The sequence below is a fragment of the Salmonella enterica subsp. diarizonae genome, from assembly GCF_008692785.1.
In the GTDB taxonomy this organism is placed as follows: domain Bacteria; phylum Pseudomonadota; class Gammaproteobacteria; order Enterobacterales; family Enterobacteriaceae; genus Salmonella; species Salmonella diarizonae.
Genome location: NZ_VXJV01000011.1, coordinates 13,167 through 25,225, shown reverse-complemented (window position 1 = coordinate 25,225; position 12,059 = coordinate 13,167). Strand labels below are relative to the sequence as shown.

The 12,059-nt window shown below is 54.5% G+C and carries 7 protein-coding genes and 2 pseudogenes; 3 read left to right on the top strand and 6 right to left on the bottom strand.

The window, feature by feature from the left end:
* Positions 1-54: 54 nt before the first annotated feature.
* Positions 55-389: pseudogene (locus F4V72_RS24540) on the bottom strand (cytoplasmic protein); the annotation flags it as partial.
* Between F4V72_RS24540 and F4V72_RS20470 the strand changes: the two are divergent.
* The 3 genes and pseudogenes from F4V72_RS20470 to katG all read left to right on the top strand — a co-directional run.
* Positions 385-777, top strand: a pseudogene (locus F4V72_RS20470) (5'-nucleotidase C-terminal domain-containing protein); the annotation flags it as partial. The pseudogenes F4V72_RS24540 and F4V72_RS20470 overlap by 5 nt on opposite strands.
* A 194-nt stretch (positions 778-971) precedes the next feature.
* Positions 972-1,862, top strand: coding sequence for a methylenetetrahydrofolate reductase (gene metF, locus F4V72_RS20465; protein WP_023249160.1), 891 nt, complete (start codon positions 972-974; stop codon positions 1,860-1,862).
* Positions 1,863-2,026: 164 nt separating this feature from the next.
* Complete coding sequence (katG, locus tag F4V72_RS20460) at positions 2,027-4,207, top strand: catalase/peroxidase HPI (RefSeq protein ID WP_023249161.1); 2,181 nt, start codon at positions 2,027-2,029, stop codon at positions 4,205-4,207.
* A gap of 104 nt (positions 4,208-4,311) precedes the next feature.
* On the opposite strand, the gene gldA is transcribed toward katG, so the two are convergent.
* From gldA to ppc, 5 genes are all read right to left on the bottom strand, one after another.
* Entirely contained in the window at positions 4,312-5,415 is a 1,104-nt protein-coding gene (gene gldA / locus F4V72_RS20455; RefSeq protein ID WP_023249162.1) for a bifunctional L-1,2-propanediol dehydrogenase/glycerol dehydrogenase, read from the bottom strand.
* An 11-nt stretch (positions 5,416-5,426) separates the two neighbouring features.
* Positions 5,427-6,089 carry a fructose-6-phosphate aldolase gene (gene fsa / locus F4V72_RS20450; protein WP_023249163.1) on the bottom strand — a complete coding sequence of 221 codons (663 nt, stop codon included), beginning with the start codon at positions 6,087-6,089 and terminating at the stop codon, positions 5,427-5,429.
* 254 nt (positions 6,090-6,343) lie between these two features.
* Entirely contained in the window at positions 6,344-7,180 is an 837-nt protein-coding gene (locus F4V72_RS20445) for a helix-turn-helix transcriptional regulator (protein ID WP_053528776.1), read from the bottom strand.
* Between the two features lie 163 nt (positions 7,181-7,343).
* Positions 7,344-9,077 carry a phosphoethanolamine transferase CptA gene (locus tag F4V72_RS20440; protein ID WP_063389971.1) on the bottom strand — a complete coding sequence of 578 codons (1,734 nt, stop codon included), beginning with the start codon at positions 9,075-9,077 and terminating at the stop codon, positions 7,344-7,346.
* Positions 9,078-9,288: 211 nt separating this feature from the next.
* A complete protein-coding gene (gene ppc, locus F4V72_RS20435; RefSeq protein WP_053528810.1) occupies positions 9,289-11,940 on the bottom strand; it encodes a phosphoenolpyruvate carboxylase in 2,652 nt (883 codons plus the stop codon).
* Positions 11,941-12,059: the final 119 nt, after the last annotated feature.

Below are 12,059 nucleotides of genomic sequence, written 5' to 3'. Positions count from 1 at the left end.
ACGTTAAGCCAGATCCGTAGGCTGGATGAGCGCGTGAGCGTCACTATCCGGCTGTTACCCTAAGCGTGAATTGTATTCCAGCGCCAATGTCTTAAGGATTTGCGTGACGCGTCCGGCGGAATAGTGGGCACTTTGCTGGAATTCAGGCTGTTGCCATAGCCAGGTAATAAAGCGGCGACTGGCTGTCAGATTAACGGCGACGCCTTGTGCTAAGTGGGAACCGGTTAACGAACAGACCATTTTGCGGTTATTGCCGTGCCCCCAGAGTTGCCACTGATTTTGCACCCTCCCTGCCAGATTTTGCCTAACAGTTGCCACTCTGCGCGGCAATCGTCATCGTTTATCTCTTCCTCAACGAACCACAGCGAGGCGGGACGCTGGCGTACCTTCCCGTTCCCTAATGAACGGGTCATGATGGATTTAACCGGTAAACAATTGCGCAGCCTGATGGAACATGGCGCCGGATTAAGCAACGGTGTTTTGCCGGTGTCTAAAGGTCTGGAGATGAAGTATGACAGCAGCAAACCCATCGGTCAGCGCGTGGTAGCCTTTACGCTCAATGGCAAGCCGATTGATGATGCGGCGGTTTATCATATCGCCACCAACAGCTTCCTTGCCGACGGCGGCGACGGTTTTGCGGCGTTCACGGAAGGTCAGGCGCGGAATACCTCCGGCGGCTACTATGTGTCGAATGCGGTGGTGGCTTATTTTAACGCGGGAAACACCATCACGGATGAGCAGCTCAAAGGGATGCGCGTTGCGGATGTGAAGAAGTAATTTCCCCTGCCGTGGCGCGCTCAGTGTCGCGGCGTGACATGAGGAATATTCATCTTTGCTGAATATTCCTCATTCTTTGGCATGATTTTTCGGTTGACGTCCTCCCGCTTTTCCGTCATTTTTACATCTGGACGTCTAAACGGATAGATGTTTACAACATCACAAATAATAACACGCGATTGATGAGGTAAGGTATGAGCTTTTTTCACGCCAACCAGCGGGAAGCCCTGAATCAGAGTCTGGCGGAAGTACAGGGTCAGATTAACGTTTCGTTTGAGTTTTTCCCGCCGCGCACCAGTGAAATGGAGCAAACCCTGTGGAACTCTATCGATCGCCTGAGCAGCCTGAAACCGAAGTTTGTTTCGGTAACGTATGGCGCCAACTCCGGCGAGCGCGACCGCACTCATAGCGTTATTAAAGGCATTAAAGAGCGTACTGGTCTTGAGGCCGCGCCGCATCTTACCTGCATTGACGCCACGGGCGATGAACTGCGTACCATCGCCCGCGACTACTGGAATAACGGTATCCGCCACATTGTCGCTTTGCGCGGTGATTTGCCGCCGGGTAGCGGTAAGCCGGATATATACGCCGCCGATCTGGTCGGCTTGCTCAAAGAGGTGGCCGATTTCGATATTTCCGTGGCGGCCTATCCGGAGGTGCATCCAGAAGCGAAAAGCGCGCAGGCCGATCTGCTTAATCTGAAGCGTAAAGTGGATGCTGGCGCTAACCGCGCCATTACGCAGTTTTTCTTCGATGTGGAAAGCTACCTACGTTTTCGCGACCGCTGCGTTTCTGCCGGTATCGATGTAGAAATTATTCCAGGCATTTTACCGGTGTCTAACTTTAAACAGGCGAAAAAATTTGCCGATATGACCAACGTCCGCATTCCGTCATGGATGTCACAGATGTTTGAGGGGCTGGATGATGACGCGGAAACCCGCAAGCTGGTGGGCGCTAATATTGCGATGGATATGGTGAAAATTTTAAGCCGCGAAGGAGTGAAGGATTTCCACTTCTACACGTTGAATCGTGCGGAAATGAGTTATGCCATTTGCCACACGCTGGGCGTAAGGCCTGGTTTATAACCTCCAGCCCTCTGCTGAGGGCTTTATTACAACTCATATTGATCTACACCTCTGTAACTAAAAATATAAAAGGTATTAGCTATCGAATCTGTGGATTAATTCAACTATCTCTTCACTTAATTGGTGTATATCGTAACGGTAACACTTTAAAAGGGAGCTGAGATATGAGCACGACCGACGATACCCATAACACGTTATCTACTGGAAAATGTCCTTTCCATCAGGGTGGGCATGACCGAAGCGCAGGAGCAGGGACAGCCAGCCGCGACTGGTGGCCGAATCAACTTCGCGTGGATCTTTTGAACCAACATTCCAACCGTTCTAACCCGCTGGGTGAAGACTTTGACTACCGCAAAGAGTTTAGCAAGTTAGACTACTCCACCCTGAAAGGGGATCTTAAGGCGCTGCTGACCGATTCACAACCGTGGTGGCCTGCCGACTGGGGTAGCTATGTCGGTTTGTTTATCCGTATGGCCTGGCACGGGGCTGGCACCTACCGTTCTATTGATGGTCGTGGCGGCGCGGGTCGTGGTCAACAGCGTTTTGCGCCGCTCAACTCCTGGCCGGATAACGTCAGCCTGGATAAAGCGCGTCGTTTGCTATGGCCGATTAAGCAGAAATATGGCCAGAAAATTTCCTGGGCCGACCTGTTTATTCTGGCGGGTAACGTGGCGCTGGAAAACTCCGGTTTCCGTACCTTCGGTTTCGGCGCCGGGCGTGAAGATGTCTGGGAACCGGATCTGGATGTGAACTGGGGCGATGAAAAAGCCTGGTTGACGCACCGACATCCTGAAGCGCTGGCGAAAGCGCCGCTGGGCGCGACCGAGATGGGCCTTATCTACGTTAACCCGGAAGGGCCGGATCACAGCGGCGAACCGCTTTCTGCCGCCGCCGCTATTCGCGCCACCTTTGGCAATATGGGGATGAACGACGAAGAAACCGTGGCGTTGATCGCCGGCGGGCATACCCTCGGTAAAACCCACGGCGCGGCAGCAGCATCCCATGTAGGGGCCGATCCGGAAGCCGCGCCGATTGAAGCGCAGGGCTTAGGTTGGGCCAGCAGCTATGGTAGCGGCGTTGGCGCGGATGCTATTACCTCCGGGCTGGAAGTGGTCTGGACGCAGACGCCGACCCAGTGGAGCAACTATTTCTTCGAGAACCTGTTCAAATATGAGTGGGTACAAACCCGTAGTCCGGCTGGCGCTATCCAGTTTGAAGCGGTAGACGCGCCGGACATCATCCCGGACCCGTTCGATCCGTCGAAAAAACGTAAGCCAACCATGCTGGTCACCGACCTGACGCTGCGTTTTGATCCCGAGTTCGAGAAGATCTCTCGCCGTTTCCTTAACGATCCGCAGGCCTTTAATGAAGCCTTTGCTCGCGCCTGGTTCAAACTGACGCACAGAGATATGGGGCCAAAAGCGCGTTACATCGGACCGGAAGTGCCGAAAGAAGATCTGATCTGGCAGGACCCGTTGCCGCAACCGCTCTACCAGCCAACGCAGGAAGACATTATTAATCTGAAAGCGGCGATCGCTGCATCCGGGCTCTCTATTAGCGAGATGGTTTCGGTTGCCTGGGCATCCGCGTCTACTTTCCGTGGCGGCGATAAGCGTGGCGGCGCTAACGGCGCGCGTCTGGCATTAGCGCCTCAGCGCGACTGGGATGTAAACGCCGTTGCGGCTCGCGTTTTGCCGATATTAGAAGAGCTCCAGAAAACGACTAATAAAGCCTCTCTGGCCGATATTATTGTGCTGGCGGGCGTGGTCGGTATCGAGCAGGCGGCCGCTGCTGCGGGTGTCAGCATCAGCGTACCTTTTGCGCCGGGTCGGGTGGATGCGCGTCAGGATCAGACCGACATCGAGATGTTCTCGCTGCTTGAACCGATTGCCGATGGATTCCGTAACTATCGTGCGCGTCTGGATGTATCGACGACCGAGTCGCTGCTGATTGATAAAGCGCAGCAGTTAACGTTGACCGCGCCGGAAATGACGGTGCTGGTTGGCGGGATGCGTGTTCTGGGAACCAACTTTGACGGCAGCCAGAACGGTGTCTTTACCGACAGACCGGGCGTGCTCAGCACTGACTTCTTCGCTAATCTGCTGGATATGCGTTACGAGTGGAAACCCACCGACGACTCTAATGAGCTGTTCGAAGGCCGCGATCGTCTGACTGGCGAGGTAAAATACACGGCAACCCGCGCTGATCTGGTGTTTGGTTCCAACTCCGTACTGCGCGCGCTGGCAGAAGTTTACGCGTGTAGCGATGCGCACGAGAAGTTTGTGAAGGACTTCGTCGCGGCATGGGTGAAAGTGATGAACCTGGACCGTTTCGATTTGTTGTAAATCTCATGCCGGATGATGCCAACGCTTATCCGGCCTACCGCTCCAGATGCCCTCCGGGCAAAAAAATCCCCGCGATTACGGGGATTTTTCATTACAAGCCGACCTTATTCCCATTCCTGCAAGAAGCGTTGACCGTACTGGTCGGCGACCAGTAGCGCGGCGTACACTTCATCCGGCGTTGCGCCGCCAGGCATGTTATGAATAGTTTCACCTTCTGCGCAGGAAGCTTCCGCGACGGTGCGCATTTTCGCCGGGATATCCTGTTTAATATCCAGTTGCGCCAGCGTCATCGGCAGACCAACGGAATGGCACAGTGCAGCAACGGTTTCGATCTCTTCGACCGGCGCGTTTTCCAGCACCAGTTGCGTTAGCGTACCGAAAGCGACCTTCTCACCGTGATAATAGTGGTGCGCATCCGGAATCGCCGTTAAACCGTTATGAATCGCGTGCGCTGCGGCCAGACCGCCGCTTTCAAAACCGACCCCGCTCAGGTAGGTGTTAGCTTCGATGACGCGTTCCAGCGCTGGCGTGACGACATGCTGTTCGGCGGCCAGCATTGCTTTTTCGCCTTCTTCGATCAGCGTGTTATAACATAGCTCCGCCAGTGCCAGCGCGGCCTGTGTACACTTGCCGCCCGCCATCGTGGTGGCGCCGCTGCGTGAGCAGGCGCGCGCTTCAAACCAGGTTGCCAGCGCATCGCCGATACCGGCTGCCAGCAGACGCGCCGGTGCGCCCGCTACTATTTGGGTATCGACAATGACCATATTCGGGTTATGCGGCAGCATCAGATAGCGGTCAAACTCACCGGCATCAGTATAAATAACCGAGAGCGCGCTGCACGGCGCGTCGGTAGAGGCGATGGTCGGCGCGATAGCGACCGGGACGTTCATAAAGTGCGCCAGCGCTTTGGCGGTATCCAGCGTTTTACCGCCGCCGATGCCCAGTACGGCGCCGCACTGGATTTTCTCGGCGACGGCGCGCAGCCTGTCGATCTCGTTTTGCGAACATTCGCCGCCAAACGGGACGATTTCTACTGATAAATCTGCATCAGTCAGGCTCTTGCGTAGCGTCTCTTCGGCAAATCCCAGCACGAATTTATCGCCCACAACCAGCCAGTTGTTCGCCATCGGTTTTAAATAATCGCCAAGACGCGCGATGACGTTTGCACCCTGAATATACTTGCCTGGTGACTGAATAATGCGATCCATACATTTCTCCCCTACAGGTTCAGATTACCAAAAGCGTTTTTCCAGTCTTGCTCAAACTTCTCTATTGCTGACTCTACCGCAGGCGTATTGAGCATTTGTTGCGCTACATCTAAAGGAAGGGTAATCGCCTGGCAACCTGCCAGTAAGCAATCCAGCGCCTGCCGCGGCGTTTTAAAGCTGGCCGCCAACACCATACTGTCGGGCGCGTGACGTTCCAGTAGCGTTTGCAGCTCCTGAACCATACGAATGCCATCACCGCCCTGAGCATCAACGCGGTTGACGTAGGGAGCGACATATTTTGCGCCCGCCAGCGCCGCCAGCAGGCCCTGGGATGCGCTGTAGACGGCGGTGCCCAGCGTCACGATGCCTTCTTTTTTCAGCAGTTTAATAGCCGCGAGACCTTCGGCGGTCACTGGAATTTTAACCACAATACCGGGGATGGCGTTATTCAGTCGTTTGGCTTCTTCCACCATACCTTTCGCGTCGCGGCTCATGGTCTGCGCAAATAAAGTGCCTTCTTCGCCGATGGCGTTTTGCAGCCTGGGCAGCACATCCCAGACAGATTCTTTGCTGGCAGCCACAATGCTCGGATTGGTGGTGACGCCGGCAATCGGGAAAATGCGCGCCAGACGTTCAACTTCCGCCACGTTAGCGGTATCCAGATAGAGTTCCATAGTCTTTCCTTTCGTGAGCTTTCGTTATCGACAGGATAAAGGAGCGTTGCCGGGATGCGCTATGTGACAAATCTGCCAAAAACTGGACAAATGTGATGTGCTTGGTAAAGTGTGATTAACTTCACAAGTTGGCGATGATTAACGTGTAACGTGCTGTTGTATGCCCTGTGGGGGAGTGAGTTTTTTGCATTTATATTACAATAATCCAGTAAATGCGCCTTTTATCTACTGCATTTTCTTTATTGTAGTGTGGATTATTTCTCCGTTAGCTGGCTGTGATACTGGCGGCGATACTCCGATGGCGAGCGTTCCGTATTTTTGCGAAACAGGCGGCAGAAATAGTTACTGTCGACAAAGCCGCAGCGGTGCGCCACCTCTTTAACTTTCAGGTCATAACCCTTCAGCAACGTTTTGGCGTGTTCCAGCCGCGTATGGTTCAGGTATTCGTTAAAGCCGATGGTTCCCGTTTTCTGAAACAAGTGCGAGAGGTAATTTGGCGAGATATAAAACGCCTGCGCTACCGATTCGCGCGTCAACGGTGCGGCGTAGCGCTCATCAATATACTCCCTAATAGCTTCAAAAAGCGCGCGGCTGCGGGAGGCGGTCTGGATTTGGCTGCCGAGCAGATCGCGGCAATGGCTTAGCAGGCTGGCGACAATCAATCTGGCCGTTTGCTGCTCTTGCGGCTGCATCTGCATCTCATTAAGCGTCTGTAACAGGAAAGAGCCGATACGCGGGCCGCGGCGCGCAACGTGCTGTTTCGTGAGGTTTTGATGCTGCTGACCGTCCCAGTGGACCACGCTGAAACCTAACTGCTGTTTGCCAAACAGGATGCTCAGGGTGGTGACGGGCGTTTGCCATTGCGGGATGTTCCAGCCGCCAGCCGGAACGTAGAGAACATCGCAAGGAATGAGCGGGGCGGTAATGCTTATGTCAGTAAGCTCGCCCTCGAGCACAATCTCCAGCCGCGGAAAATCAACCTGATGTGCCAGTTCCGGTGCTGGGCCGCTGGCGCTGGAAAAATAAATCTGACGCAGCGGCTGCGGGCCGTTGATGAGGCGGGAAAGAAGGTGGCTGACGTCGTGATACATGATAATCCCTTGCCGATAGCAAACAGGGGAAACAGTAACGTCGAAAACCGATGCCCTCAAGCGATTATTGCCGGATGGTGGCGCTGAACTGCGCCTTATCCGGCCTACGGGAGAGAATAACGCCAGGCCCGATAAGCGTTAGCGCTATCGGGCAATATACCGGTTACTGATTCCCAGGCTGATCGCCATACGGCAACGTATCATAATCAATCAGCGCATTTTTCTTATACGGGTTGCCAATCCAGCGCGTGGTTGCTTTGAATTGCGGGCTGGTGATGGAACGCGTCGGGTCGTAGCCATCATAGGTCAGGCCCGCTAAGTCAGACCAGGTATGGATAAGCTCGGAGCTACTGTACTTACGATCGACATCCTGCGAGAAGTCGCGCGGATGCGCCGCCTGCCATTTCTCTGAGGTCCACAGCAGAAACGGCACCGTATACATATGACGGGTTGGCGAATCTTCGTTCCGTCCCTGCGTTTTATGCGGCGGCGTGTCATACACTTCTTCACCGTGATCGGAGAAGTAGAGCAGGAAACCGTTCGGATCGGTCGCTTTATAGTCCTTAATCAGGCTGGCGACAACATAGTCGTTATACAGATTCGCGTTGTCGTAATCGTTATACGATTCCAGTTCGTCATTGCTTAATCCCGGCGGAACATGGTCGGTTTTACCATCAAACTTGCCCTGGTTTTCCGGATAGCGGAACTTGTACTTAATGTGCGTTCCCAGCAGATGCACAATAATGAATTTTTTGGGCGCCGGGTCGGCTAACACCGCTTTAAACGGCGCCAGCACGTTGCTGTCATATTCGCGTGCGCTTTGAGTGCGCTGCTGGTTCATATAGAACTGCTTATCAGTCTGCTTAGAGAACACGGTCAGCATGGTATTACGCGCCGTCATCGTCTGCTGGTTAGTGATCCAGAAGGTTTTATACCCGGCCTGTTTCATCATATTCATCAGCGATGGCTTCGTCAGATACCAGTCCGGGTTCTTTTCGTCCGCGAACGTTAGCGCCTGTTGCAGAATCTCAATGGTGTAAGGTCGCGAAGTCACCACATTATTAAACACGGTCAGCCCGGGATCGGTTTTATGCAGCGCGTCCAGTTCCGGCGTGGTTTCGCGCGGATAACCGTACAGGCTCATACGGCCACGCTGGGTCGATTCGCCAATCACCAGTACCAGCGTGCGTGGCGCATCGCCGGAGTGGTCTTTGAAGTTAGCCAGCGGCGGCAGGGCGTCGTTTTCATTCAGCAGATTATTCAGCGAGGTGAGCTGGCGATGATACTGGTAGTAGCCAGAGATAAACTGCCACGGCGCGGCGGGTTCCATTCGTGACGCCAGGCTATCCAGCGTTTTCTCCATCGACTTATGCTTGATAAAGGTATTCATCGCGATGGGATGCAGGATCAGCCCGTACAGCAGGGCAAACGACACCAGATAACGCCAGGGCGATGGAATATAAACCGGGCGCAGACGTGTCCACAGCAAAATCGCCGCCACCGTATAAGCCAGCGCGACAAGAACAATTTTCAGACTGAAATATTGGCTTAAATATTCGCTGGCTTCATTGGCATTGGTTTCAAACATCACAAACAGCACGCTTTGTGAGAACTCCTGCCCGTAGATCACGTAATAGCTCAGCGCCGCCAGCGAGGCGGCCCAGAGTACGACGCCAATGACGGCGGCAATGAGTCGGATGCGGCCTGGAAACAGAAAGACGGGGATCAGCCACAGTGAGCTGTACAGTAGCGAATCCCGCAGGCCGTTTGTCCCGCTGTATCCGGTGAGATAAATAATGGCCTGCAGGAGGGTGGAAAAGAACCAAAAGTAAAGGAGTGCCCAACCCAGGGCTTTCCAGCTAAACGCGGGTTTAGTCTGGAGTAATGTGGATTGCATAATGAGAGCCTGTCTTTAATCGTAGCGCCAAACGTAGCGCCTGAACCTTAAAAGAATCTGAAGCAAACCTGCTTTATGCCGCGCGTTTTGCTAAGAAAGATTTATAGATGCATAAAATGCAGACAGGAATATATTGAAAAAACGACGATTATGACAGCAGTATTTCATGCCGCCCCCTGCTTAATCGCATGAGGGCGGCTTTCTTTTCGCGTTAGCCGGTGTTGCGCATACCAGCGGCGACGCCCGCAATCGTGACCATCAACGCCTGTTCAACGCGAGGATCGGGCGATTTTCCCTGCTCTTCAGTCAGACGGGAACGATGCAGCAACTCCGCCTGCAACACGTTTAAAGGATCGGTATAAACATTTCTTAACTGAATGGACTCCGCAATCCACGGTAAGTCGGCCATCAGGTGCGAGTCGTTGGCAATCGCCAGCACCACTTTAATGTCCTCTTCCAGCAGGTCTCGTAGCTCTTTGCCCAGCGGCCATAGCGTTTTCGCCACCAGGCGCTGATCGTAATAGTCGGCCAGCCACAGGTCGGCTTTCGAGAACACCATCTCCAGCATTCCAAGACGCGTGGAGAAGAACGGCCAGTCGCGACACATGGCTTCCAGTTCACTTTGTTTACCATCCTCCACCACTTTTTGCAGCGCAGTACCCGCGCCCAGCCAGGCTGGTAGCATCAGGCGGTTTTGCGTCCAGGCGAAGATCCACGGAATCGCGCGCAGCGATTCGACGCCGCCGGTTGGACGACGTTTCGCTGGACGTGAGCCGAGCGGCAATTTGCCCAGCTCTTGTTCCGGCGTCGCGGAGCGGAAGTACGGCACAAAGTCTTTATTTTCGCGCACGTAGCCACGGTACGTTTCGCAAGAGATCACAGAAAGCTCATCCATAATATGACGCCAGCCGTCTTTCGGTTCCGGCGGCGGCAGCAGGTTTGCTTCCAGAATTGCGCTGGTGTAGAGCGACAGGCTGCTGACGGTGACTTCCGGCAGGCCGTATTTGAAGCGGATCATCTCACCCTGCTCGGTCACGCGCAGACCGCCTTTCAGGCTGCCCGGTGGTTGCGAAAGCAGCGCCGCGTGGGCTGGCGCGCCGCCACGGCCAATAGAGCCGCCGCGACCGTGGAAGAGGGTTAGCTCGATACCGGCTTTTTCACAGGTTTTGATCAGTGCGTCCTGCGCCTGATACTGCGCCCATGACGCGGCCATGACTCCGGCGTCTTTTGCCGAGTCGGAGTAGCCGATCATTACCATCTGCTTACCCTGAATCAGCCCGCGATACCAGTCGATATTCAACAACTGAGTCATCACGTCGTCGGCATTGTTCAGGTCGTCAAGAGTTTCAAACAGCGGCGCGACCGGCATGGCAAAGCCGATACCTGCCTCTTTCAGCAGTAGATGCACAGCCAGCACGTCAGACGGCGTTTTCGCCATTGAAATCACGTAGGCGGCGATCGACCCTTTCGGCGCTTCGGCAATGACCTTGCAGGTTTCAAGCACTTCGCGGGTATCGTTGCTCGGCTCCCAGTTACGCGGCAGCAGCGGACGTTTGGAGTTCAGCTCGCGGATCAGGAAGGCCTGCTTGTCGGCTTCCGACCAGCTTTCGTAGTCACCAATACCAAGGTAGCGGGTAATTTCGCCCAGTGCTTCGGTATGGCGGGTGCTCTCCTGGCGAATATCAATACGCACCAGCGGTACGCCGAAACACTTCACGCGGCGGAGCGTATCGAGCAACTCGCCGTTGGCGATAATGCCCATGCCGCAGGCCTGTAGCGACTGATAGCAGGCGTAAAGTGGCTCCCAGAGCTGCTCGTTTTGCGTCAGCAGACCAGCCGGTTTGGGCAGTTTCTCACCTTTCAGACGCGCTTCCAGCCAGGACTGGGTCGCCATCAGACGGGCGCGCAATTTTTTCATCAGATAGCGATACGGTTCAGACGCGCCTTCTTCGCCCACTAACGCCAGCAGCTCCGGCGTGGCGTCGACCATCGACAGTTCTGATACCAGAACATGAATGTCTTTCAGGAACAGATCGGTGGCTTTCCAGCGGCTTAACAAGAGTACGTGGCGGGTGATATCCGCCGTCACGTTCGGGTTGCCGTCACGGTCGCCGCCCATCCAGGAGGTAAAACGTACCGGCACAAAATCCACCGGCAATTTGTAGCCAAGATTTTCTTCCAGTTGTTCGTTCAGTTCACGCAGATAGTTAGGTACGCCCTGCCACAGGCTGTTTTCTACCACGGCGAAGCCCCATTTGGCTTCATCCACCGGGCTTGGACGCTGCTTGCGGATTTCATCCGTATGCCAGGATTGGGCAATCAACTGGCGCAGGCGACGCATCACCTGGTGGCGTTCGTAGTCGGCGATATCGGTATTATCAAGCTGTTTTAGACAGTTGTTGATTTCACCCATCTTGTGAATAAGCGTACGGCGGGTAATTTCTGTCGGGTGGGCGGTCAGCACCAACTCCAGAGACAGCGTCTCTACCGCTTTTTTGATGGTTGCGTCGTTGAGGTCCGGTTGGTTTTTCAGTTTACGCAGAGTGCGGGCAATCACTTCCGGGTTGCTGGCAGCTTCGCCTTTTGGCGAAATGCTGTGGTATTGCTCGGCAGTATTGGCCAGGTTCAGGAACTGACTAAACGCGCGCGCAACTGGCAGCAGCTCGTCGTTAGACAAATTTTGTAGCGTGGTGAGCAGCTCCTGGCGATTAGCTTCATTGCCGGCGCGTGAAGATTTGGATAGCTTACGGATTGTTTCTACGCGATCAAGAATGTGCTCTCCCAGCGCATCCTTGATGGTTTCTCCCAGCACCTTGCCGAGCATACTGACATTACTACGCAACGCGGAATATTGTTCGTTCATATGATCCCAGACACCCCATCTCTGTTGTAATTGTCCTGCATCTTTCACGCTGCGGCGGCGTTGGCTGCGCTCTCCCACCCAGGTCACTTACTTATGTAAGCTCCCTGGGATGTGCTCGT

What these genes read in the sequence shown, in the direction of transcription:
- F4V72_RS20440 (WP_063389971.1), bottom strand. Translation starts at nt 9,077, where the DNA reads ATGCAATCCACATTACTCCAGACTAAACCCGCGTTTAGCTGGAAAGCC.
- ppc (WP_053528810.1), bottom strand. Translation starts at nt 11,940, where the DNA reads ATGAACGAACAATATTCCGCGTTGCGTAGTAATGTCAGTATGCTCGGC.
- metF (WP_023249160.1), top strand. Translation starts at nt 972, where the DNA reads ATGAGCTTTTTTCACGCCAACCAGCGGGAAGCCCTGAATCAGAGTCTG.
- fsa (WP_023249163.1), bottom strand. Translation starts at nt 6,089, where the DNA reads ATGGAACTCTATCTGGATACCGCTAACGTGGCGGAAGTTGAACGTCTG.
- katG (WP_023249161.1), top strand. Translation starts at nt 2,027, where the DNA reads ATGAGCACGACCGACGATACCCATAACACGTTATCTACTGGAAAATGT.
- F4V72_RS20445 (WP_053528776.1), bottom strand. Translation starts at nt 7,180, where the DNA reads ATGTATCACGACGTCAGCCACCTTCTTTCCCGCCTCATCAACGGCCCG.
- gldA (WP_023249162.1), bottom strand. Translation starts at nt 5,415, where the DNA reads ATGGATCGCATTATTCAGTCACCAGGCAAGTATATTCAGGGTGCAAAC.